A 22,746-nucleotide genomic window follows, 5' to 3' on the forward strand; every position below is an offset into this window, starting at 1 on the left:
ACATCGCAGGAGCCGTCTCGCCACCGCGAGGCGGCTTCTGCGCGTCGTGCCACCGGTGCATGCCGCCGGGAGCGAAGGGGCAGACTGGACGGGTGACCTCAGCTGCGTTCGACCTCGGCCGTATCGGCGCGGGCCTGTCGTTCGCTGCAGCGCTCGATCATGTCGGCGACGCCCTCGACACCAGCACCGCGGTCGTCATCAGCGCGCCGCCTGGTACGGGCAAGACGACGCTCGTCCCTCCCGTGCTCGCCGCCCGCAGCACCGGTCGCGTGATCGTCACGCAGCCGCGCCGGGTCGCCGCCCGGGCTGCGGCCCGTCGCCTCGCCCAGCTCGACGGCTCTCCACTCGGCGACCGTGTCGGCTTCACAATGCGCGGCGAGCGCTCGGCGAGCAGCGCGACGCGGATCGAGTTCGTCACGGCCGGGGTTCTGCTGCGCCGGATGCTCGATGACCCCGGGCTCGACGGCGTCGATGCCGTCGTCCTCGACGAGGTGCACGAGCGGGCGCTCGAGACCGATCTGCTCATCGGCCTGCTCGGCGAAGTGCGCGAGCTGCGCGACGACCTCACGCTCGTGGCAATGTCGGCGACTCTCGACGCTCAGCGCATCGCCGCCGTGATCGGTGCAGACGACGCACCGGCTCCGGTCATCGAGCACACCGTCGCCGCGCACCCGCTCGTCGAGCGGTGGGCCCCCAGCGCGGCCCCGAGGCTCGACGAACGAGGGGTCACCCGGGGGTTCCTCGATCATGTCGCTCGCACGGCCGCATCCGCTGCGCTGGACCTCGCCCGCGACGATGCCGCCGCCGATGCCCTCGTCTTCGTGCCAGGAGCGCGCGAAGTGGCAGAGGTCGCCCGTCGCATCGCCGATCTGGCACCGGCCCTCGACGTGCGAGAGCTGCACGGTCAGCTGCCGCCCGCCGCGCAGGATGCCGTGATCCGGGGGCGCCGGCCGCAGGACCCGCCGCGCATCATCGTCACGACGTCTCTGGCCGAGTCGTCGCTGACGGTGCCGGGTGTGCGGCTCGTGGTCGACAGCTGCCTGGCCCGCCAACCGCAGCGCGATGCGGCGCGCGGCATGACCGGGCTCGTGACGACGGCGGCATCGCGGTCGTCCTGCGTCCAGCGCGCCGGACGCGCGACCCGCCAGGGGCCGGGCACGGTCGTTCGCTGCATCGACGAGCGCACCTATTCTGCTGCTCCTGCACGACCTGCGCCCGAGATCATCACCGCCGACCTCGCCGACGCGGCCCTGCTGCTCGCCTGCTGGGGCGCGCCGGGCGGAGCCGGCCTGCGTCTCGTCGATCCGCTGCCCGCCGACGGCCTGCGCGACGCCGTCGCCGTGCTGCACGCTCTGGGGGCGGTCGACGACGACGGCCGCGCGACCGATGAGGGGCGGGCACTGGCGCGGATACCGACCGACCCGCGCCTGGCACGTGCGCTGTGCGACGGCTCCGCGCTCGTCGGGCCGCGCACCGCCGCCGAGGTGGTCGCGCTGGTGGACGGTGACACCCGCGTGCGCGATGCCGACCTCGTCGCGGCGCTGTCGGCGCTGCGACACGCACGTGGCCCCGAGGCGCAGCGCTGGTCGCGCGAGGTCGAGCGCCTGCTGCGTCTCGCACCGGTCGGCCGCACGGGCAGCGAACGAGACGGCGTCGGGCTCGTCGTCGCCCTCGCCTACCCCGAACGCATCGCCAAGCGCGTCGAGCGCTCGGCCGACGGCGCGACGTTCCTGCTGGCATCCGGAACCCGGGCCGGCATCGGCGGCCCGCTCGCCGACGCGGAGTGGCTGGCTGTGGCCGACGTCGCGCGGGCGACCGCCCGAGTCGCCGCAGGAACGGGCGCGGTGATCCGTGCGGCGGCACCGATCACCGAGCAGCAGGTCGAGCGCGCCGCCGACCACCTGATCACCGATCGTGTCGAGGCGGAGCTGGCGGGCGGGCGGGTCAGCGCGCGTCGCGAGCGCCGCGTCGGCGCCATCGTGCGCTCGTCGGTTCCGGTGCGCGCGTCGGCCGAGGAGGGACGGGATGCCGTGCAGCGCGCCGTGCGTGCGCGGGGTCTCGACGTGTTCACCTGGTCGGACGCGGCAGACGAGCTGCGCCGTCGACTGGCCCTGCTGCACCGTGAGCTGGGCTCCCCCTGGCCCGATGTGTCGGATGACGGGTTGCTGGCCCGCCTCGACGAGTGGCTCGACCCCGAGCTCGCGGCTCTCGCGAACGGCACCCCCGCGGCCCGCATCGATCTCGCCGCACCCTTGCGCCGGCTGCTGCCGTGGCCGGCCGCCACCGAGTTCGACTCACTCGCACCCGACCGGCTCGAGGTGCCCAGCGGCTCGCGCGTCCGCGTCTCGTATCCGCCGCTCGATGATCCCGAGGCTCGACCCGTCGTCGCCGTCAAGCTGCAGGAATGCTTCGGCTGGGCCGAGACGCCGCGGATCGCCGCCGGTCGCGTGCCCGTGCTGTTCCACCTGCTCTCACCCGCCGGGCGCCCGCTCGCCGTCACCGGCGACCTCGCGTCGTTCTGGTCAGGCCCCTACGCCCAGGTGCGCGCCGAGATGCGGGGGCGATACCCGAAGCATCCGTGGCCCGAGGATCCGTGGGCGGCCGCGCCCACCAGGCACACCACTCGACGCGCAGCCCGCGACTGAACGGTTCTGCGTACCGGGGCGGGGCTTCTCGGTGTTCTTCTCCGTGCTCTCACCGATGCTCTACGCGTGTCGCCCCTGGAAGATCGTTCGATGACGCGGCGGAGGGACCGACTGCGTCGGGCGAAAGGAAACATCAATGAAGAAGTTCCTCACGTACGCCGGCACGACCCTCGGCCTCACGGCCGCGCTCGTGCTCGGAGGGGGCATGGCCGCCTCGGCACACGACTGCTTCAACCCGAACCGCTCCGACCAGGGCAACGCGGCGGCCGGCAAGAACTCGCAGAGCTGGTGGACTCTCGTCGTCGAAGATGTCGTCATGGAGGGCGTCGGCATGGGCTACACGCAGGAGCAGGCCGAGTGCATCCTGGACGAGTACGACGGCCCGGCATCGTTCACCGTCAAGGTGAAGGGCGCGAACGGGCAGGACGGCACCCTGCTCGCGCACAACCCGAACGACCATCTCGACAGCGACGGCAAGGGCATCGACCTGGTGTTCTCCGCTTACGGCGGTGAGATCATGGGCGCCTACATGGCGTGCGGCGTCGAGTTCGGCTGATCTGCACGACCCGGATCCGGATGCCAGGCGCACGGGCATCCGGATCCGTCATGCGGTGCGGCGGCGCAGCGTCAGGGGCGCCAGCACCAGGCACCCGACGGCGAATGCCGCGACGATCAGCAGCGGCGCGCCGACATCCCACCCCTCGTCGCCCGCGGTCACCGCCTGGATCGCGTCGATCGCGTGACTCAGGGGCAGCCACTGCGAGATCGCGTAGAGCACGTCGGGCATCTGGTCGCGGGGCATGAAGAGTCCACCGAGGATGATCTGCGGAAAGACCAGCACCGGCATGAACTGCACGGCCTGGAACTCCGTCTGCGCGAACGCGCTCGCCAGCAGGCCGAGGGCCGTTCCGAGCACGGCATCCACCACGGCGACGAGGCCGAGCTGCCACAGCGGACCGTCGACCTGAAGGCCGCACACGTACACGGCGAAGGCGACCGTGACGATCGCCTGCAGAACAGCCATCGCACCGAACGCCAGCGCATAGCCGATGATGAAGTCGGCTTTGCCGAGCGGTGTCGTCATGAGTCGCTCGAGCGTGCCCGAGCGCCGCTCGCGAAGGGTCGTGATCGAGGTGATCAGGAACATCACGATGAAGGGGAACAGCGCGAGGATCGCACCGCCGAAGCGGTCGAAGACGCCGTCCTGATCCGAGAACAGCCAGGCGAACAGGCCGACGAGCAGGCTCGGCGCGACGAGCATCAGGGCGATCGACCGCGGGTCGTGACGCAGCTGGCTCAGCACCCGCCCCGCGGTCGCGAGCGTGCGGCGGAAGGTCATCGTCCGACCTCCCGTCGCGAGCGCCGCGTCTCATGGCCCGCGTCGCGTTCGATGACGACGAGGAAGGCGCTCTCGGCGTCGGTCTGCCCGGTATCCGCGAGCAGCTGTCGTGGCGTGGTGTCGGCGATGATGCGACCGTCGCGCATGAGCAGCAGCCGGTCGCAGCGCAGAGCCTCGTCCATGACGTGGCTCGACACGAGCATCGTCGTGCCGCCGTCGGCGATGTCCCTGAACAGAGCCCACAGCTCCGCTCGCAGCATCGGATCGAGTCCGACGGTCGGCTCGTCGAGCACGACCAGCTCGGGATCGCCGAGCAGCGCTGCGGCGAGCGAGACGCGATTCTGCTGACCACCGCTGAGGTCGGCGACGCGCTGCTGCGCCTGCCCGGTGAGCCCGACCCGCTCGATCACCTCGGCGACGTCGGTTCGGGGTGCTCCGAGGACGGATGCGAAGTAGCGCAGGTTCTCGCGGACGCTGAGGTCGTCATAGACCGCCGAGCCCTGCGTGCCGTACGAGACCCGGTGCCGAAGCGCGCCCGATCCGGCCGGCGCTCCGAGCACGGTCACGGTGCCGCCGTGGGTGCGCTGCACCCCGACGATCGAGCGCATGAGGGTCGTCTTGCCGCAGCCCGAGGGCCCGAGCAGTCCGATGACCTGTCCGCGGGGAATGCGCAGCGACAGTCCGTCGAGCACCTCATGGTGCCCGCGCCGCACACGCAGCCCGTCGATGACGACGGCATCCGGGTTCGTCATGCGTCGATTATCCGCCCGAGAACAGGATCTCGGGGGAGCAATCGATCAGCACTCGATGACGTTCACCGCGAGCCCGCCCTCGCTGGTCTCCTTGTACTTCGTCGACATGTCGAGGCCGGTCTGGCGCATGGTCTCGACGACGGCATCCAGCGACACGTAGTGGTGACCGTCGCCGCGCAGCGCGAGACGCGCGGCCGTGACGGCGGTCGAGGCGGCGATCGCGTTGCGCTCGATGCACGGGATCTGCACCAGCCCGCCGATGGGGTCGCAGGTGAGGCCGAGGTGATGCTCCATGGCGATCTCGGCCGCGTTCTCGATCTGGCGCACGGTGCCGCCCATCACGGCGGTGAGACCGCCGGCGGCCATCGCGCACGCCGAGCCGACCTCGGCCTGGCAGCCGCCCTCGGCACCCGAGATCGACGCGTTGGCCTTGAACAGCGATCCGAGCGCGGTCGCCGTGAGCAGGAAGCGCCGGATGCCGCGACGGCGGTTCGCCTCGGCCACGGCGGCCTCATCGAGCGGCTCGCCCGCAGGGAGAGCGGCCTGTTCGTTGCGGAAGCCCAGCAGGGCGCTGCCGACCAGCTCGCCGTGCGGGGTCACGGCGTTGCCGACGCCGAGACCCGAGTCGGCGAGGAAGCGCCACCAGTACATCGCCACGGCGGGGAGGATGCCCGCGGCGCCATTCGTGGGAGCCGTGACCACACGTCCGCCGGCCGCGTTCTCCTCGTTGACGGCGAGGGCGAAGGCGCCGAGCCACTCGCCAGGCAGGGCCGCGTGCCCCTCGGCCTCTGAGGCCTCGAGCTGCTGACGGATGTCGCCCGCGCGTCGCTTCACCTTCAGGATGCCCGGCAGCGTGCCCTCGGAGTGCAGGCCGGCATCGACGCACGAGGCCATGGCGTCCCAGATCGCGTCGAGTCCGGCCGCGACCTCCTCTTCGGTGCGGACGGCCATCTCGTTCGCGCGGGCGATCTCGGCGATCGACATGCCGGTCTCGTCGCACAGGGCCAGCAGCTCTTCGGCGGTGTCGTAGGGGTAGGGCTGGGGAGCCGCGGCGACGCGCGCCTCTTCGCCGTCACGGCGGATGAAGCCGCCCCCGACGGAGTAGTAGGTCTGCTCGAGCACCGGCGCTCCGTCGGCGTCGAGGGCGTGCAGCGTCATCGCATTGGGGTGGCCGGGCAGGCGGGTGCGGGGCACGAAGGCGATGTCGTCTTTCGCGAACGGGATGCTGTGCTCCCCCGCCAGCAGCAGATCGCGCCCCTCGGGCCACCTGCTCCACAGCTCGCGGACGGCAGCCGGGTCGCAGGTCTCGGGATGCAGTCCCTGCAGGCCCGCGACGACGGCATCCGGGGTCCCGTGGCCCAGCCCCGTGGCCCCCAGCGACCCGAACAGCTCGCAGCGCACGCGCGCGACGCGGCTGATCAGCCCATGGGCGCGCAGGCGATCCGCGAAGTCGACGCCGGCGCGCATCGGGCCGACGGTATGCGAGCTCGACGGTCCTACACCGATGGAGAACAGATCGAAAGCCGAGACGTACGCAGTCACCTCTCCAGCCTACGGCCGCGGGGGCCGCTCGCGGGCCGGGAGAGAGACCCGCAGGAAAGGCGAAACCCCCGCCGCTTTCGCGACGGGGGTTTCACTACTGTCTCAACACAGTGCGCGCCCCGAGGGACTCGAACCCCCAACCTTCTGATCCGTAGTCAGATGCTCTATCCATTGAGCTAGGGGCGCACGGCCCGCTCAGCGGGCCGAAGAACAGCCTACAACACGTTCTGCCGAGAAGTGAAATCGAGCAGGATCGGGCTCACGCCTTGCGCGTCCAGGGGACGCGTCTGCCCTCTTTCTCGGCGCGCGCAGCGTCTTTCTCCGCGGCCTTCTCGACCGCCTTCTCGCGTTTGCGACGGGCGCGCTGCTCTGACGACAGCGCCTGCAGATCGACCAGCTTCAGCGCCTGCATGCGCGCCTCGCGCATCTGCTCGTACTCGGGATCCTGGTCGGCGCGCATGCCCTCGACCCGCAGCCGGCGGTCGAGGTTGCTGCGCACGTCGTCCCAGGCCGCTGCCCTGGCCTCTTCGACGAGCGCTCTGAGCGCTTCGGGATCGTCGGTCATCTCACGCAGGTGATTCGCGACCCCCGTGGACTGCTTGGCTCGCCGGCGCAGATTGCGCACGTCGCGGTCGCGGTAGTCGTGGGTGCCGTGCGGGTCTGAGTGGCGGCCTCGTGCCCGCTTGCGCAGCGCCGTGAGGTGCTCGGCCGCCTGCTCCGACTCATCGGCCATCGCGCGCAGCGCGGCGCGGGCTTCGTCCATGTAGTGCTCGATCTCGAAGGTGCCGCCCCGCGCGATCGTGCCGACCAGGATCTGGTTCTTGACGGTCAGCCGAACGGCCGCCGTGGCGATCGCGACGCCCTCGGCGATGGCCTCCGATGTTCGTCCCACAAGTACCTCCCGATTCGAGCGTACCGGCACCCCACCGACACCGGTGGGGCGGATTCAGTCCCGCCTCACCGAGCTCCCGAACATCCGCTCGTGCGCCACGGCCCGTCCCTCCGCCAGATGCTCGGGAATCAGCCGCCGTACGAGTTCGACGTCACGCGCCCGTACCGCGTCGAGGATGCGGCGGTGCGTCGCGGCCATCCCGACGACGTCGTCGTGCTGCCCGAACAGCCAGCGCAGGCGGGTGACCAGCGAGGCGGCGAGCTCGATCAGCATGGTGTTCTTCGACAGCCGCACCGCGGCCAGGTGGAAGCCCGCGGATGCCTGGCGCGCCGCCTCACCGTCTCCCATGGCCGCCGCATTCGTCTCCTGCGTCACGAGGGACTCCAGCAGCGCCAGCCCGACATCGTCGAGGCGCTCGGTGGCGAGGGTGAAGGCGAGCGTCTCTATCGCCTCGCGCACCTCGGCGAAGTCCTGCAGATCCTGCGGCGAGAACTCGCGCACGGTCGCCCCGCTGCGGGGCCGTGCCACGACGATCCCGTCGGCGACGAGCACCTTGATCGCCTCGCGCACCGGCAGGCGCGACACCTGCAGTTCGGCCGCGATGTCGCGCTCGATCAGGCGCGAACCGGGGGCTCGCCTTCCCGACATGATGTCGTCGCGCAGCACGTCGGCGACCCGCTCGGATTCGAGCTCCGGTATCCCGTCGATCGCCATGATCGGATTCATACCACCCCGGCGCAGGTTGAGCCAGCACCTTGCGCACGCCGGTGCGCAGAACGAACGAGAGGGTCGCCATGCGAATGGCGACCCTCTCGGATGTCGGAGGCTAGAGCTCGACGGGCGGCGCCGGTTCGTCGTCGGCGACCTCGGGATGACGGGCGAGGTTCACGATGGCCAGGGCGAGGCCTCCCCACACCGTGACCATCGCGATGATCATCATGATGATGGCGGTCGTGGTCATGAGCGTGCTCCCTTCGCCGTCTCGCCGGGCAGTCGGATGCCGGCGGTCTCGGCATCCGGTTCGTAGTCCTCCTCGACGAGGAACTCGTCGTAGTCGGGGTCGAGCTTGGCGTGCGAACGGCGACTCCAGGGCAGCAGGGTGAGCAGCACCGCCAGCACGATCAGGGCGATCGCCATCCCCCACCCGAAGATCCCGAGGAACCACGCCGGGTAGTCGCCGTAGGGCGCCTCGAGCTTCGCGACGATCTCGTTGTAGAGCAGGTAGCCGAGCACCACCGGTGCGAGAGCGCCGGTCAGCAGCATCCACGTCCAGCCGAGCCTGAAGCTGGAGCGCTTGTTCAGGTGGTCGCGCAGCACCGGCAGCTTGTGCAGGATCCAGGCGACGAGCACGACCGCGACCAGGGCGACGGCCATGATGCCGAACGCGTTGACGAAGGCGTCCGTCGTGTCGAGAACCGCGAGAGCGGTGGTCGTCGAGAAGAAGGCGATCGACAGGAGCGCCACCGGGATCGCGACGACGAGAGTGGTGCGCACACGTCCCCAGCCGAGCTTGTCCTGCAGGGCCGCCACGACCACCTCGAGAACCGAGACGAGCGAGGTGACGCCGGCGAAGACCAGCGCTCCGAAGAACAGCACCCCGATGATCGAACCGCCGGTCGCGTTCGACACGATGGTCGGGAACGCGATGAACGCCAGGCCGATCCCCGACGTCGCGACTCCCGAGACCTCGGTGCCCTGCGCTGCGGCCATGAACCCGAGGGCCGCGAACACGCCGATGCCGGCGAGGATCTCGAAGCTCGAGTTCGCGAAGGCCACGACCAGACCGGAGCCCGTGAGGTCGGTCTTGCGCTTGAGGTATGACGCGTACGTCACCATGATGCCGAAGGCGACCGACAGCGAGAAGAAGATGTGGCCGTAGGCGGATGCCCATACGCCGGGGTCGGCGAGCGCCTCCCAGTTCGGGGTGAAGAACGCGGTGAGGCCGTCCATCGCGCCGGGCAGGAACAGCGACTGCACGACGAGCGTGGCGAACATCAGCGTCAGCAGGGGCATGAGGATCATGTTGGCCGCGCCGATGCCGCGCTTCACGCCGAGGGTCATGATGATGATCACGACCAGCCAGGTTCCGATGAGCGGAAGGCCGACCTGGGGGACGAACTCGGTCGACAGCCCCGCGCTCACGTCGCCCATCTGAAGGAAGTCGGTGAAGAAGTAGTCCTGCTCGTTGCCCTTGCCCCACGTGATGTTCGCAGAGAACCAGGTGTACATCGCAGCCCACGCGATGATCACCGCGTAGTAGGTCGCGATCACGACGCAGATGAGCACCTGCCACCAGCCGAGCGGCTCGGCGGCGCGGTTCATCCGGCGGAACGCCAGAGGCGCCGAGCTGCGGAAGCGGTGGCCGATCGCGTAGTCGAAGAAGAGCAGCGGGATGCCCGCGGTCAGCAGCGCGCACAGGTACGGGATCAGGAAGGCGCCGCCACCGCCCTCGTACGCCACGTACGGGAAGCGCCAGATGTTGCCGAGCCCGACAGCCGATCCGATCGCCGACATGATGAAGACGTTGCGCGAGCCGAAGCCCTCGCGTTTGGTGGTCTGCGTCGTTGCGTTCGCCATCCTCCGAGGCTACCGGAGGCACGTGCTCCCGCCGGTTTCGGCAGTCCGTGCCCGACTGAAGTGCGCTTCGCGCGGGAATGTGCGCTTCGCGCGGATGGATGCCTGGATTCAATCCGCGCGAAGCGCGCAACTCCGCGCGAAGCGCACGGCGTCAGTTGTCTTATCGGCCGCTCTCGGGTTCCTCGGCCCCCTCGACCCCCGGTCCGGGCCCCGGGCGCACCGCGGCGGTGTCGGCGATGTCGATGCGGGTATTGCCGTCGTGCTCAGACACCTCGATGCGAGGTGCGGCGTCGGCCTCGGTGGAGTGCTCGGCGCGCAGGAACTGATCGCGCAGCTTCTGCTCGTGGGTCATGTCGTCGGTTGCGTCGGTGTTGTCGGACATGACGGCAGGATGCCCGGATGCCGCGCCTCGCGCGAGACCCTTGCCTGCGGAGCGCGACGGGGATAGTGAGGTGGCTCTGGGGTGGAGAAGCGCCACCCGCCTACGTGAAAATCCCTGATCCGAACTTCATCCGGATCAGGGATTCTTGGCGGAGACGGAGGGATTTGAACCCTCGGTCCCCTTGCGAGGACTCCACCTTAGCAGTGCCAGGGTGCACGCATGCTCCGCGTGATCGTGTGTGCCGGTGCACCGGATGCACGCCCGCTGTCGGCGTGTTCGGCGGTGCCGCTCCCCTGATACTCCCCTGGGCCGACCGGCTGCGATGTCGGATTCGAGCTTTGCGGATGCGTTCGCGGATGCGATGCGGCGTTCGAGCTGCGCCCGCCCATACGAGGTCAAGCCGGGTGTGTTCGTCCGGTGCCAGTCCCGCCGGTCGGCTATCTGCCCGTCATGCAGCGCTCAGCAGCGTGGGGACTGGCAGCGCCTGGCGCGGTCGGGTATCTGGGATGCGGACGGGCAACCTGTACAGGGCTTCCGGTACTTCTTCATCACGCTCAGTGCGCCGTCATTCGGGGCTGTCCATAGGGTGCCGAAGCCGTGGGATAGCAAACGGCACAATTGCGCTTGCGGGGGCGTGCATGAGCCTGGTGATGTGGAGCTGCGCGGGCTGCCGGTCGATTTGGACGGGTACGACTATCAGGGCCAGGCGCGCTGGCATGGTGCGGTGTCTCGCCTGTGGGCGTCGTCGGTGGATGCGATGCGGCGACGAGAGCCGTCGTTGGAGTACTTCGTGGTGCGCGAGGTTCAGGCACGTATGGCGTTGCACGTTCACGCGGTCGTGAGGGTGCCGGATCATACGGCTGAGTCAGCAGTGACACTCGGCATGGCAGCTCGTAGGGCAACGGCTGCGCATCCGGCTACGGGCGAGTTCGTGGCGTGGGGGCAGAAGGGTGTTGCGGATCGGGAGATTCGAGCGAAGCAAGCGCGGGAGAATGGCGTGGCTCCGGACATGTCTACTGCTGCCGCTCGCGTTGTCGGCTATGTCGCCAAGGCGCTGAACTACTCGCTCAAGGATATTGTGCCGGGGCAGGACGCCGCCGACGGTGATCCGTCGCCCGAGCGGTTGGAGTTCGTGAGACGGCTGCGGCACGCTGCGCGCTTTCAAGTTCGATGCAAGCACTGCCCGGAATCAGGGCCGGTCGATTGCCCGAAGAATGCGCATCGGTCACTCGGGTACGGAGGGCACACGGTCACGATGAGTCGCCCGACGAAGGCGCGAGCAGGATGGTCGTTCGCGCACCTCACGCGACGGCGTATCCGCGAGGAACGGATGGTGTGGGCGGCAGCGAACATCGCGGGCGAACCGGGCAGCGGGATCGGGGCGGATGAGGCGTTCTGGGCTGGATTCGCGGCTGATCTTCGTGCTCGGCGTGCTCGTGAAGCTTGGGAGGCTCGGCAGCACGCGCGTGCACCGTGAGAGCGGCCACTGATTGGCCTCACCGGCGACGGTGGGGCTGTTTGTCGTGTCCATCGGTCGTTGGCAAAGTGCGCTCGCGCACGCGGCAGCATCGAAGCGGGCGAAAGTGGCTGCGGAGTGGCCGATCTGAATAGGAACGGGGATCCGGACGAGGGCGGGCGGCGCGCGGGTGAACGGCGAAGCCGCACGCGCACCGCGCGCCGCCCGCCCTCGGACCCGGCGAAGCCGGGTCCCTTGTTCATGGATGGGATATTTCCGCGAAGAACTCGGCCAAGCGGTCAGGCTCAGGCCGAGCGGGTCGTGCTGTTGATGCGATCCCGTAGCTGATCGAATGGCTCATCAGCATGCAACGTGACAAGCACCCGAAGATGCCAGCCCGCGCTCGTATCGTTCACACGGTCAATCACGGCATGGAGAGTTGAGCCGTTCGTCAGGCACGGCGCAGTCAGTTTCGCGAGCCAATCCGGTAGATAGCCGACCGGTTCCTGCTGCTCGGTGAAGAGTACTTGGGCCTCTGAGTTGTACTCGTTCCCAACCTCAGCGACCACACGGAGCACCTGTCCCGCGCTCAATCGATCCAGCAGAGACTCAAGCTCGTCAGCTGTGTAGATGCGTGTCACACCGTCTGCGGTCGCGATGCTCTTCCTTGCGAGGTAGCGAACGCCTGCGACCAACGCTGTGCAAGTCCATCCGCCGCCCGCTTCTTCTCGCGGAAGGGGCGTCACCTGAAGCGTGTCGCCTTCCGACGATCCTCCCGAGCGGACCAGCTGCTCCCAGGGAGTAGCTGAAGCCGGATCGATCTTCAGGTCATCAAGGACGCGGGTGAAGTCCGGCCGGGTCGGGTCGAGCACACGCTCATGAAAGAGCGGAAAGAGTTCGTCGCTCTCGTAGGTCACCGTGAAATCTCGGAAACCGAGCAACGGTCGAAATTCATCGATCTCCGCGACGTTGGGAAGGTACTCGAACGTGTAGAGTCGGCCGTCGAACGCAAGGACCCCTACCGGAATCATCGCGCGGCTGCTGGGCTGCTGCCAGACGACCAGCAACTCAGTCGCGGTCACGGCATCGGCGGCCATATCTTCAAGCACGGATGGCATCTTGGATCCTCCTTCCATTGATCATCAACACTGCACCTGCGAACATACGCGTGGCCTCCGACACTCCGCCGTCGCGGTTCGCAAGCAAGGCTTCGAAGTCTGTCGTTGCGATCTCCTCAACCAACGTTGCGATGCGCCTGACGCCTTCAGAAGTACAGTCCTCAACGGCACGGGCCGCAAAATCGACCAGGGTAACCTTGCGATCACCGTCGAACCGCTGCGCGAGTCCTTTGCGCGCGAACGCCGCAAGCGAATCGGCGTTTGCGAGCCGGGATCGCTTGGCCTCGTCAGTCAACTGGAACCCAAGGCTCGCTTCCATATCATACGCCGGGGCCAGTGAGTCGGCTGGGCCACGGCTGGAGCGAGCCCGAAGTACGGACCAGTTCTGCTCATGCCGATCCCGATTGCCGATGAGGGCATCCAGCACCAAGTAGCCGACGAACACGTCATAGCCAGAGCACACGCTCCAAGAGGATGCCCCAGGCGGCGGTCCGTACGCGTCGAGAGTCAAACGGATGTTCGCCAGAGAATGCCCGATAGACGCCGTGCCATCGCGCGCAGAATCGCGGAGCGCGACACTGATTCGGTCAAGCATCGCGAGCCGCCCGCTCTCCATGTCGTATTCCGCTGGCCGGACGTTGCGAGAAAGCACGCCCTGAGCACCGTCGCGCACAACCAACTGAGCTTGAGCCGCCGGAATCGCCAAGTGCGCGGCGATGTCAGCGGCCACCGCCTCGGTCCAGTCGCCCACCTGACGCGTGCCATTGGCGTGAACCGTTGCAGGCTTGAAGAGCCAGTGTCCATCAGGGCGAGTGGACGAGCCGCCCGGCTCGCACAACCAGACCTTCTCAGATGCGCCGCGCGGTTCGACTCTCAGACGCTCCCATGTCGTCACGTCTACGCGGTCTTGGCTCACGCTCTGAAGTCTACGGAAGCACTCCGCATCAACCTCACATCGCTACACGAGGTCGTCGCGCGAAAGCGGGTCGTGCCACCAGAGATAGACCGTTGAGTTCGATATGTCCAGCTTCTTCGCGATCCCGCGTTGCGTGTAGCCCTGGTGGATCGCAAACTCGGCGAGTAGATGCTGAAGCTGCTCAGCTTGAGCGCGGCCCTTCGTGCTCAGCGCCGCGACCTCATCGAGACGAGTCTCGACGGCTTCGCTACCCCCTGCGATAGCGGCCGCACGCTCGAATGTGTTCGCCGCCTCAGCAAAGAATGTCGCGAGCTCGCGCAGATCGTTTGCGTCGCGCGCTGGGTAGTCAGCGTCGGGGTCAAACGACGGTACGGATGGAGGTCGCGGAGTCATGAAGACATCGTATCTCAGACGTTGGTCGATCGATCGACATATGCTACGGTTCTGACGTTGGTCGATCGATCGACACTCAATGACAGGAAAGGAACGTCATGTCAAACATGGCTCTGTATGAGAAGGCGCGGGACGACGGGAAGCTGTCGGGGTACGGTCTGGCCGTCCTCGGGGCGCTGCTGGTTCCGTCCGAGAAGTTCGAGCTGTCGCAGGTTCGGCGCGAGGTCGTGGCGACGACGAAGCTGGCGAACGCAGTGCGTCTGCCGCGTAAGGCGGTGCTGCTCGGGCTGCGTGAGCTGGTCAGCTCGCCGTACATCGACGCGGCGACGGTGACGGGCACACAGCGCCGGTACTTCACGTTCGAGGCACGGCTGCTGACGGATGCCGAGACTCTGGCGGTGGTGAGCTGATGGTCAACTCGGTTGCGCTGCCCTTCGGCGACGGTGTCACGGTGCGCGGCAAGTCCTCGCAGCCCGGTCGCCCGGTCTTCGAGTTCGACCGTGCGGCAGGACAGTCCACGGATCGACCTCAGCGTAATGCACGCGGCGCTGCGCTCTTCCGGCATCAGGCGATGCTGCAGCTCGCGGATGGGGCGGATGTGCTGGACGTCACTCTGACGACTGATCGTGAAGACGGCTTCGGCGCATTCACTGAGGTCGCGCTGGACCCTGCGGACGCGCGTATCAGTGTGCAGAACCAGAAGGACGGCTTCGACCTTCGCGTATCTGTCAGCGGGACGTACATGGGCGGCAAGAAGGCAGCGTCCTGATGCGTCGTCTTGTGTTGGGGCTCCTGGCGGTGGCTCTCGTAATGAGCGTCACCGCCGGGTGCGCCCCGGCCTCCACGCCACGCACTGTGGACATCTATGCGGAGTCGGCACCGGATGAGCCGAGTGTGTCGCAGATCGTTAGTGGTCGGGCGGGTGATTCGGCGCACGGTTCTGCCGTTGTGTACTTCCCGCCGCCGTCAGACGCAAAGGGTGCGCTGCTCGAAATCACCGAGGACGGCAACGATAAGCCGCTGTGCCGGGTCATCATCGGCGGCGGCGTGGACACGCAAGGTCCCTGCGCTCTCGTGCAGTGGCATTACGCGAAGTACGGCTATCTTGCTGGGGCGCATGTGCGGCTGGACAACCTCGATGCGGGCACTTACGAGTTGGCGTTGACCGTGACCGCTCGGACCGAAGATCAGGGCGCGTGGGAGACGGTCGGCCTCCCGACTCTGCATCGCGTCGATGTCACGATTCCCGAGGTGTCACGATGATGCCTTCACAGGTCTGGGCAGGAGCGGGGCGCGCGGCTGTCGTGTGGGTGTTCGGCGCGGCGTTCATGGCTGGGCTGCTGTGGTCGCTATCGGGAATGGTCGCGACGGTTGCCGCGTACTGGCCGAACTGGCGTGACGCCGGGAACATCCACGACTCGTTCTCGGAGGTCGTGTTTAACGATCTACTGAGAGTGGCGCTGTGGGTCTTCGCGCTGCTGCTGGTGGCCGATATGCGGGGTGTGATCCGCGACGGCACGGGCGGTCGATTCGTCAATGCCGTTACTGAGCGTCGAGGTTGGGCGCGGCTCGCTGTGGTGCTGTCTGCTCGGGCTGTGCTGCTGATCGGAATCGTGCTGTGCGTCGGGCCGATGTTCGGCAGCATCGCGAGCGCCTGGCTCGGGTGGGGTCAGTACGGCGGGCAGCGGGACATGACGATCAGCACCGTTTTCTTGTGGCCGGGTGCGCAGTGGGGCATCGCTTGCACGTTGGTCGCTCTCTCGGTCGGCGGGCTATTCGCGCTCCCGCCGCTGTGGCGTGATTCAAAGGAGGACGGACAATGAACAAATTCATCACTATGGCGGTGCTGGCACTCATGGGAGTGCTGCTACTCGCCTTCGGGCTGTTCGGAGCACCGTCCGGCCTCGAATCCGTGGCTGTGCTTGGGCGGGTGCTGTGGGCGGTGATCGTCCTCGGGCTGGCGCTGGTGCTGCTCGTCCCCGCGCTGCGTCATCGTGTGCTGGGGCGAAGCAGGGTCCTTGCGTCGGTGTTCCGGCCTCGGCTTGCTCGCGCGGATCGTGCGTCGTTGTCGAAGTTCGAGAAGTCGGCGCTTGCTCGGCTGCGGCAGGTCAATCCGGATTGGGCTGTAGCTGCGGGTGTGACTCGTGACGGGACGACGCGCAACGGTGACAAGGTGCGCACCTTCCCGGCGCTCGTGCGGGTCGAGTTGCGTGCGCATGGCCCTGCGGCTGTCTATCAGGTGGTGCCGGGATCGGTGCCGAGCGACTACGACGACGAGAAGGTGAGCGCCGCGCTGGGTTTCGGAGTTGAGTGCTCGTCGGCGTCGGCTTCGACGGTACGGGTTCAGGTGCGCAGTCGGGATGCTCTGGCGGATCAGGGGACCATCCCGTTCCGCATGGTTCCGCTGGCCGACGCTGCCGCTCCGGTGCGTATCGGAGTCACGTCAGAAGGCCCGTTCTCGCTTCCGATCTTCGGGCGGCAAACTCTGCTCGTTGGCGCATCGGGCGCGGGTAAGGGCAGCGTGATCTGGTCTGCGTTGGGGCAGCTCGCGCCGAGCATCCATGCGGGCACGGTGCGGGTGCACGGTGTGGACCTCAAGGGCGGCGTGGAACTCACTGCGGGCCGTCCGTTGTTCCACGATGTCGCGTACAGCTACGACGAGGCAGCGGCGATGATCGAGCGGCTTGCGCTGCGGCTGGATGATCGCCTGGCGTACATGCGGGAGAGCGGGCTGCGAAAGCACGTGCCTACTGCGACCGAGCCGCTGGAGCTGCTGCTGATCGATGAGGCGGCATCGCTGTCGTATCTCGCGCCTGACACGAAGTCTCGGAACGCGGTAGACGCGAATCTGAAGCGGGTGCTTTCGACCGGGCGCGCTGCGGGGATCGCGGTACTAGCAGCAATGCAAGACCCGCGTAAGGAGTCGCTGGCGTCGCGTGATCTGTTCACCGCTACCGTCGCGCTGCGCTTCCGCACGAAAGATGACGCTGTGCTGGCGCTCGGGTCGGCTGCGTATGAGGCCGGCGCCCACTGCGACCGCATCCCGACCACGAAGGCCGGCATGGGCTACGTGATCGACGGGGAGACCGGAGGCATCGTGCAGTTCCGGGCGTCCTGGGTGTCTGACGAGGACATCACGGAGATTGCGCGACGGTTCCCGTCACCCGTGGGGGTGAGCGATGAGTGATCTTGATGCGCTGAATGAAGCGATTGCAACCCTCGAGAAGCAAGCTATCGCCCTCGCCATGGTTGGGCAGTGGACGGCTCAGCATGACGCGAGATTGCGAGCGTACTACGACGAGCGACGCCGCCTAACTCGGCCTATGGGTTCGCGGCTTGAGCAGGTGGTCACGAACCTTCACGAGTTCATCGCGCTGGCCCGCCGATTGCGACCGGTCCTGCCCTCACTGCGCACGCCTGAGTCCGATGCGGATAGGGCAGCCGTGATTCGGCTTGAACGGTTGACGGACGAAATCGGCGGACGCGAAGCAGATCGTCTGTGCCTCACCGCTGGCGGCACCTGGACTGCGGATGACGATGTGGCGTTGAGCGATATGCACACCGAGTGGAGCCGATTGGTTGAGAAGTGGAGGGACAAGTAATGCACAAGACCGCGGATACGCCGCTCTGGTATACCGAGGCCGAGCTTGCAGAGTTGATGCGGGTACACCCGTCGACGATCTCGCGAAAGGTCAGGGCTGGCACCTTTCCGATCACGCCGCTCGTGGTCGGTGCTCGACGGGTTTACGCCGTAGCGGACGTGCATCGACTCGCGGGCCGGGCCGCATGAGTCTCGAGCGGCGAGAGACGGCCTCCGGGGTGAGCTGGCGTGTTCGGCTCCATTCCGGGGGCCGTGTCGTTGCGGACAAGACGTTCTCGACGAAGCGTGCAGCCGAGGCGTGGGAGCGGCAGCAAAAGGAGGCGCTGCACGGCGGCGGGTTCGTCCCTCCGAGCCGATCCAAAAAGCCGGTGTCTGAGGTTGCCGCCGCGTTCCTCGAAGCGCGTTCAGGGCAGGTTGCGCCGCACACGTTGCGGACGGATCGAGACAACCTCGCGGCTCTCCCTGCGAAGTTCGCGGCGCACCCCATTGGCTCGGTTTCTGAGGGCGACGTGCTGGAACTGCTGACTGAGCTGCTGGACAAGGGGCGGGCGCACTCGACCGTTTCACGGCTGAGAACGACGCTCTCTGCGTTGTGGTCGTGGGCAGTTCGGCAGCGGCTCACACCAGTGAATCCGGTTCGGGGCGTGCGGATGCCTTCGGGCGCTGTGCAGGCGCATGAGGGCGCGCCGCTGACGGCTGCGCTTCTGGCGACGGTGCTGGATGCTCAGCGGGAGCGTTCGCCGCACGGCGCGTTGATTACAGAGTTCCTGAGCCTCGCGGGTTTGCGGTGGTCGGAGCTGCGTGCGCTGCGTGTCGGGGACTTGCAGGAAGTGCCGTTCCCGGGCGTGCGGGTGTTGAGGGCTGCGAGCGACGGCTATGCGGAGAAGGCTCCGAAGACGGCGCGGGGGCGGAGAACCGTCCCGCTGGTTGCTCGTGCGCAAGAGATCGCGCGGGCATGGGCTGCGGGCAAGATACCGACTGATTATCTGGCGACGAGTGCGACGGGGCTGCAATTGCGCGGTACGTACTTCCGGCGCGCTGTGGCGTGGACGACGACCGCACCGGATCACACGATTCATGATCTGCGGCACTACTGCGCTTCGAGCTGGCTCCGCGCCGGGGTGCCGATTAATCAGGTTGCGGCGTGGCTTGGCGACGATCCGCGCACCGTTCTGAGGGTCTACGCGCATGTGCTGGGTGAGGCGCAGGATATGGAGGCGCTGCGCCGTCTGAACGCTGCGCTCCCCTCTCACTCCCCTGGAACCGCGACGGAACACGAATCATCGGAGGGAGGAACGGTCGAGCAGACCCGCAAAACGGGTTCTGACCAGGGAAAAACTGGCGGAGACGGAGGGATTTGAACCCTCGGTCCCCGTGAGGGGACTCCACCTTAGCAGGGTGGTGCACTAGGCCTGACTATGCGACGTCTCCAGGCGCCCGGCTTCCGCTCGAACGCGCCTTGCAAGCATACCCGTTCCGGCGGGCACTCACGAATCAGCGCCGGACGTTGCCGTTCGAGCAGGTCTGCACGGCGGCCGAGTTGCCCTTGATCGTGTCGGGCAGCGCCACGACGTCGTCGGGCACGGGCGTCGGGGTGTCCGAGGCCGTAGGTGCGGGCGTCTCGGGCTCCTTCACGACGACGCCGTCGTTGCTGGTCGCCTCATGCGTGATCTGCAGCTGCTTGTTCTCCTTGATCGCGTCCCACAGCACCGTCGCGGCTTCTTCGTTCGGCACGACCTTGTTCGGGTCGTACGGGTCTTCCAGCGTCGGGTACTGCACGAAGACGATGTCCTCGAAGGGCACGCTCTTCACGGCGAGCGCGATCTGCACGATCTTCATGGGGTCGGCCAGCGACTTCGACGCCTCGAGGTTGTTGAGGCCGGTGTCGGCGAGACGGAGCATGACGGGCACGTTTCCGAGCACCTCGCCGCTGATCATCTTGCGCGCCAGGCTCGACATGTACTGCTGCTGGTTTCCGATGCGACCGAGGTCGGATCCGTCGCCGACGCCGTGACGCGTGCGCAGGAACTGCAGGGCCTGCACGCCCTGGATCGTGTGGTCGCCCGCGGCCATGTCGAGGCCGGTGTAGCGGTCCTTGATGGGGTTCGCGAGGCACACGTCGACGCCGCCGATGGCATCCGTGATCTCGATCACACCGCCGAAGGTGACCTTCGCGGCGAACTCGATGTCTTCTCCCGTGAGCTGCGAGATGGTCTTGGCGACGCAGTTCAGGCCGCCCTTCTCGCCGCCGTGCTCGTAGGCGACGTTCAGCGGCTGCTTGCGCAGCGCCCCGTTGGTCTTGCCGTCGATGTCGGTGCACTCGGGGATGGGCAGCATGAGGTCTCGCGGGAAGCTCACCGCGGTCACTCGACGCGGCTCCGCCGACACGTGCACCAGCAGGTTCACGTCGTTCAGGGTGCCGCCGGCGTCCTTGCCGGTGCAGCGCTTGCCGAACAGGTGCTTGTACTTCTCTTCGCACGTGTCGACACCGGTCAGCAGGATGTCGAATCCGCCGGGGTACGCCCCGATGTCAGGCGGCAGTTCTTTGGTGCCCTCGATCTCGACAGCGTTCGCGTTGACGGTCGACGTGAAGCCGCCGAGCACGTATCCGGCGACGCCCACGCCGCTGACGAGGATCACTGCCAGCGCGACGCCGATCAGCTTCAGCAGCTGCCCGGCCGCACCGGGCGAACGCAGCTGGCCATGGCGCGCCACGGGCTGGCGCCGTTTGACGGACGTGCTCACTCGGGGCCTTTCGACAAGAAGCGGAGGGTGTGGGATTCGAACCCACGGGACATTGCTGCCCACTGGTTTTCAAGACCAGGTCCATCGGCCGCTCGGACAACCCTCCCGACTCCGGCTCTCACCGGGCGGTCAGTCGTCGAGTCTATCGGCTCCGGGGGAAGCCGAACGCGGACGACTCATTCTTGCGCGAACTCCTGGGGATCTTCTGGGCGGATGCCCGGCGCATCGGCGGGTTCAGAGGAGAGTGCGAAGGGCGGATGCCAGTCCGCCCTCTTCCACGGCTCCGGTCAGCTCACCCGCCGCGTTCTGCACCTCGTCGACGGCCTGGCCCATCGCCACGGCGCGTCCTCCGCCTTCGAGAGCCCAGGCGAACATGCCGAGGTCGTTGCGGCCGTCGCCGGCAACGAGCACGTTCTCACGGGGCGTGCCGAGCTGCGAGCGCACCCGCTCGAGAGCGGTGCCCTTGTCGACGCCCTTCGGCGCTATGTCGAGCCAGGCGGTCCAGCCGACGGCGTACGACACCTCGTTCAGACCCGCCTCGGCGACGATGCGCTGGAAGTCCTCCTCGTCGTGCTGCGGTGAGACGACGACGACGCGCGAGACGGGCTGACGCATCAGCTCCTCGAACTCGACCTCGCGGCCGGCATCGAGCGTCCAGTCGTCGAGCACGTCGGTGTAGAGGCGCTCGCCAGAGCCGAGCTCGACCATGTACCGTGCCTCGGGCAGGCTCTCGCGCAGCAGCGCGAGCACGGGCGCCGGGTCGAAGACCTCGACGCGCCAGCGCTCCCAGTCGTCGCCGACACGGCGCATGACCACGGCGCCGTTCGAGCACACCGCGTACTCGGCGGTGAGGCCGAGCTCGTCGATGTACCTCTTGGTGCCGCCCCAGCTGCGCCCTGTCGCGAGCATGACCTCGTACCCGGCATAGCGGACGGCATCGACCGCCTCGGTCACGCCGGGGCTGAGCGTCTCGTCCTGCAGCAGGATGGTGCCGTCGATATCGAGCCCGACGAGGCCGCGCGACGTCACTCGACGCCCTGCGCGGCTGCCGGCTCTTCCGTCCAGCCGATCGGCCGCAGCACCTCGATGCCGCCCAGGTAGGGGCGCAGCACCTCGGGCACGGTCACCGATCCGTCTGCCTGCTGGTGCGTCTCGAGGATCGCGACGATCCACCGGGTCGTGGCCAGCGTTCCGTTGAGCGTGGCGACGCTGCGCGTCTTCGCCGCGGCCGCGTCGTCGGTCTCGGGCCGGTACCGGATGTCGAGCCGGCGCGCCTGGTAGGTCGTGCAGTTCGATGTCGACGTGAGCTCACGGAAGGCGCCCTGAGTGGGCACCCACGCCTCGATGTCGAACTTGCGCGCCGCGCTCGATCCGAGATCGCCCGCGGCCACGTCGATCACGCGGTAGGCGAGACCGAGCGCGGTGAGCATCTCTTCCTGCAGGGCCACGAGACGGTCGTGCTCGGCCTCGGCGTCTTCGGGCGTCGTGTAGACGAACATCTCGAGCTTGTTGAACTGGTGCACCCGGATGATGCCGCGGGTGTCCTTGCCGTACGAACCGGCCTCGCTGCGGTAGCACGTCGACCACCCGGCGTATCGATGGGGGCCCGCGCTCAGGTCGAGGATCTCGTCTTTGTGATAGCCGGCGAGGGGCACCTCGCTCGTGCCGACGAGGAAGAGGTCTTCCTTGTCGAGGTGGTAGACCTCGTCGGCATGCTCGCCGAGGAATCCGGTGCCCTGCATGATCTCGGGCCGAACCAGCGTGGGCACGATCATCGGCGTGAAGCCGTTGGCCAGCGCCTTGTCGAGCGCGAGGTTCATCAGAGCGATCTCGAGCCGTGCGCCGACGCCCTTGAGGAAGTAGAAGCGCGAGCCCGAGACCTTCACGCCGCGCTCCATGTCGATGGCCCCGAGCATCTCACCGAGCTCGAGGTGGTCGCGCGGCTCGAAGTCGTAGGTGGGCACGTCGCCCACGCGGCGCAGCTCGACGAAGTCCTCCTCGCCGCCGGCGGGGACGCCGTCGACGATGACGTTCTCGATGCGGTCGAGGGCGGATGCTGCAGCATCCGCCGCCTCGTTCGCCGCCTGCTGCGCGGCCTTGACCCGATCGGCCAGGTCCTTGGCCTGGGCGACCAGCGCGGCCTTCTCGTCCTTCGGAGCCTTGGCGACGGTCTTGCCGAACGCGTTCTGCTCGGCGCGCAGCGTCTCGAAGGCGTTCAGCGCATCGCGGCGCGATCGATCGGCCTCGATCGCCGCGTCGACGGTTTCGGGCGCGTTCCCGCGCGCGATCTGTGAGCGTCGGACGAGCTCGGGCTCGTCGCGGAGAAGGGCGAGATCGATCATGCGCCAAGTCTATCGAGGGCGTTGACACCGCTCGGGCGGCGGTCAG

The 22,746-nt window shown here is 67.8% G+C and carries 25 protein-coding genes and 3 tRNA genes; 11 read left to right on the top strand and 17 right to left on the bottom strand.

What is annotated here, in order from left to right; all coding sequences use genetic code 11:
- The first annotated feature begins 59 nt into the window (after positions 1–59).
- Together hrpB and AB0N59_RS01540 are read left to right on the top strand one after the other, a co-directional pair.
- Positions 60–2,645, top strand: a complete 2,586-nt coding sequence (gene hrpB / locus AB0N59_RS01535; protein WP_363477754.1) for an ATP-dependent helicase HrpB — start codon at positions 60–62, stop codon at positions 2,643–2,645.
- Positions 2,646–2,781: 136 nt separating this feature from the next.
- Positions 2,782–3,201, top strand: a complete 420-nt coding sequence (locus AB0N59_RS01540; protein WP_363477757.1) for a hypothetical protein — start codon at positions 2,782–2,784, stop codon at positions 3,199–3,201.
- A 48-nt stretch (positions 3,202–3,249) separates the two neighbouring features.
- Here the strand turns inward: AB0N59_RS01540 and AB0N59_RS01545 are convergent, their stop codons facing one another.
- The 9 genes from AB0N59_RS01545 to AB0N59_RS01585 form a co-directional block, all read right to left on the bottom strand.
- Positions 3,250–3,984 (bottom strand): ABC transporter permease, encoded by a 735-nt coding sequence (locus tag AB0N59_RS01545; RefSeq protein ID WP_363477760.1) that lies wholly within the window; start codon positions 3,982–3,984, stop codon positions 3,250–3,252.
- A complete protein-coding gene (locus AB0N59_RS01550; RefSeq protein ID WP_363477763.1) occupies positions 3,981–4,736 on the bottom strand; it encodes an ABC transporter ATP-binding protein in 756 nt (251 codons plus the stop codon). The genes AB0N59_RS01545 and AB0N59_RS01550 overlap by 4 nt, the downstream gene beginning before the upstream one ends.
- A gap of 45 nt (positions 4,737–4,781) precedes the next feature.
- On the bottom strand, positions 4,782–6,278 hold the full coding sequence (locus AB0N59_RS01555) for an L-serine ammonia-lyase, iron-sulfur-dependent, subunit alpha (protein ID WP_363477766.1): 1,497 nt from the start codon (positions 6,276–6,278) through the stop codon (positions 4,782–4,784).
- A gap of 113 nt (positions 6,279–6,391) precedes the next feature.
- Positions 6,392–6,464: transfer RNA gene (locus AB0N59_RS01560), tRNA-Arg, on the bottom strand.
- Between the two features lie 73 nt (positions 6,465–6,537).
- Positions 6,538–7,170 (bottom strand): asparagine synthase, encoded by a 633-nt coding sequence (locus tag AB0N59_RS01565; RefSeq protein WP_363477769.1) that lies wholly within the window; start codon positions 7,168–7,170, stop codon positions 6,538–6,540.
- A gap of 54 nt (positions 7,171–7,224) precedes the next feature.
- Positions 7,225–7,884, bottom strand: coding sequence for a GntR family transcriptional regulator (locus AB0N59_RS01570; RefSeq protein WP_363477772.1), 660 nt, complete (start codon positions 7,882–7,884; stop codon positions 7,225–7,227).
- Positions 7,885–7,996: 112 nt separating this feature from the next.
- The gene (locus tag AB0N59_RS01575) at positions 7,997–8,131 is read right to left on the bottom strand and encodes a methionine/alanine import family NSS transporter small subunit (RefSeq protein WP_204975576.1); all 135 of its coding nucleotides are present in this window, start codon (positions 8,129–8,131) and stop codon (positions 7,997–7,999) included.
- On the bottom strand, positions 8,128–9,747 hold the full coding sequence (locus AB0N59_RS01580) for a sodium-dependent transporter (RefSeq protein WP_363477775.1): 1,620 nt from the start codon (positions 9,745–9,747) through the stop codon (positions 8,128–8,130). The genes AB0N59_RS01575 and AB0N59_RS01580 overlap by 4 nt, the downstream gene beginning before the upstream one ends.
- Before the next feature lie 160 nt (positions 9,748–9,907).
- A complete protein-coding gene (locus AB0N59_RS01585) occupies positions 9,908–10,129 on the bottom strand; it encodes a multidrug transporter (RefSeq protein ID WP_363477778.1) in 222 nt (73 codons plus the stop codon).
- 361 nt (positions 10,130–10,490) lie between these two features.
- Here AB0N59_RS01585 and AB0N59_RS01590 point away from each other — a divergent pair, with 361 nt between their 5' ends.
- Entirely contained in the window at positions 10,491–11,606 is a 1,116-nt protein-coding gene (locus AB0N59_RS01590) for a replication initiator (RefSeq protein WP_363481168.1), read from the top strand.
- A gap of 284 nt (positions 11,607–11,890) precedes the next feature.
- Here the strand turns inward: AB0N59_RS01590 and AB0N59_RS01595 are convergent, their stop codons facing one another.
- From AB0N59_RS01595 to AB0N59_RS01605, 3 genes are read right to left on the bottom strand one after another with little or no spacing between them, the layout of a single operon-like run.
- Positions 11,891–12,703 (bottom strand): hypothetical protein, encoded by an 813-nt coding sequence (locus tag AB0N59_RS01595; RefSeq protein ID WP_363477781.1) that lies wholly within the window; start codon positions 12,701–12,703, stop codon positions 11,891–11,893.
- A complete protein-coding gene (locus AB0N59_RS01600; protein WP_363477784.1) occupies positions 12,687–13,619 on the bottom strand; it encodes a HipA domain-containing protein in 933 nt (310 codons plus the stop codon). Before AB0N59_RS01600 ends, AB0N59_RS01595 begins: the two co-directional genes overlap by 17 nt.
- Before the next feature lie 42 nt (positions 13,620–13,661).
- Positions 13,662–14,012, bottom strand: coding sequence for a hypothetical protein (locus AB0N59_RS01605; protein ID WP_363477787.1), 351 nt, complete (start codon positions 14,010–14,012; stop codon positions 13,662–13,664).
- A gap of 98 nt (positions 14,013–14,110) precedes the next feature.
- On the opposite strand from AB0N59_RS01605, the gene AB0N59_RS01610 reads away from it, so the two are divergent.
- From AB0N59_RS01610 to AB0N59_RS01645, 8 genes are read left to right on the top strand one after another with little or no spacing between them, the layout of a single operon-like run.
- On the top strand, positions 14,111–14,422 hold the full coding sequence (locus AB0N59_RS01610) for a hypothetical protein (protein ID WP_363477790.1): 312 nt from the start codon (positions 14,111–14,113) through the stop codon (positions 14,420–14,422).
- Between the two features lie 41 nt (positions 14,423–14,463).
- The gene (locus tag AB0N59_RS01615; RefSeq protein WP_363477793.1) at positions 14,464–14,781 is read left to right on the top strand and encodes a hypothetical protein; all 318 of its coding nucleotides are present in this window, start codon (positions 14,464–14,466) and stop codon (positions 14,779–14,781) included.
- 41 nt (positions 14,782–14,822) lie between these two features.
- The gene (locus tag AB0N59_RS01620; protein ID WP_363477796.1) at positions 14,823–15,275 is read left to right on the top strand and encodes a hypothetical protein; all 453 of its coding nucleotides are present in this window, start codon (positions 14,823–14,825) and stop codon (positions 15,273–15,275) included.
- Entirely contained in the window at positions 15,272–15,835 is a 564-nt protein-coding gene (locus tag AB0N59_RS01625) for a hypothetical protein (protein WP_363477799.1), read from the top strand. The genes AB0N59_RS01620 and AB0N59_RS01625 overlap by 4 nt, the downstream gene beginning before the upstream one ends.
- Positions 15,832–17,199, top strand: coding sequence for a hypothetical protein (locus AB0N59_RS01630; protein WP_363477802.1), 1,368 nt, complete (start codon positions 15,832–15,834; stop codon positions 17,197–17,199). Before AB0N59_RS01625 ends, AB0N59_RS01630 begins: the two co-directional genes overlap by 4 nt.
- Positions 17,192–17,614: a hypothetical protein gene (locus AB0N59_RS01635; RefSeq protein WP_363477805.1), complete on the top strand. Its 423-nt coding sequence runs from the start codon at positions 17,192–17,194 to the stop codon at positions 17,612–17,614. Before AB0N59_RS01630 ends, AB0N59_RS01635 begins: the two co-directional genes overlap by 8 nt.
- Positions 17,614–17,802: a helix-turn-helix domain-containing protein gene (locus AB0N59_RS01640; protein WP_363477808.1), complete on the top strand. Its 189-nt coding sequence runs from the start codon at positions 17,614–17,616 to the stop codon at positions 17,800–17,802. The genes AB0N59_RS01635 and AB0N59_RS01640 overlap by 1 nt, the downstream gene beginning before the upstream one ends.
- Before the next feature lie 29 nt (positions 17,803–17,831).
- A complete protein-coding gene (locus AB0N59_RS01645) occupies positions 17,832–18,974 on the top strand; it encodes a tyrosine-type recombinase/integrase (protein ID WP_363477811.1) in 1,143 nt (380 codons plus the stop codon).
- On the opposite strand, the gene AB0N59_RS01650 is transcribed toward AB0N59_RS01645, so the two are convergent.
- The 5 genes from AB0N59_RS01650 to serS all read right to left on the bottom strand — a co-directional run bounded on the left by AB0N59_RS01650 (position 18,953) and on the right by serS (position 22,700).
- Positions 18,953–19,044: transfer RNA gene (locus tag AB0N59_RS01650), tRNA-Ser, on the bottom strand. The two genes, AB0N59_RS01645 and AB0N59_RS01650, sit on opposite strands and share 22 nt — an antisense overlap.
- A gap of 63 nt (positions 19,045–19,107) precedes the next feature.
- Complete coding sequence (locus AB0N59_RS01655) at positions 19,108–20,358, bottom strand: LCP family protein (protein WP_363477814.1); 1,251 nt, start codon at positions 20,356–20,358, stop codon at positions 19,108–19,110.
- 21 nt (positions 20,359–20,379) lie between these two features.
- Positions 20,380–20,464 (bottom strand) — tRNA-Ser (locus AB0N59_RS01660).
- A 128-nt stretch (positions 20,465–20,592) separates the two neighbouring features.
- Positions 20,593–21,387 carry an HAD family hydrolase gene (locus tag AB0N59_RS01665; RefSeq protein WP_363477817.1) on the bottom strand — a complete coding sequence of 265 codons (795 nt, stop codon included), beginning with the start codon at positions 21,385–21,387 and terminating at the stop codon, positions 20,593–20,595.
- Positions 21,384–22,700 carry a serine--tRNA ligase gene (gene serS / locus AB0N59_RS01670; RefSeq protein WP_363477820.1) on the bottom strand — a complete coding sequence of 439 codons (1,317 nt, stop codon included), beginning with the start codon at positions 22,698–22,700 and terminating at the stop codon, positions 21,384–21,386. Before serS ends, AB0N59_RS01665 begins: the two co-directional genes overlap by 4 nt.
- Between the last annotated feature and the right edge of the window lie 46 nt (positions 22,701–22,746).

It is taken from the genome of Microbacterium sp. NPDC089321 (genome assembly GCF_040684935.1).
Taxonomy (GTDB): domain Bacteria; phylum Actinomycetota; class Actinomycetes; order Actinomycetales; family Microbacteriaceae; genus Microbacterium.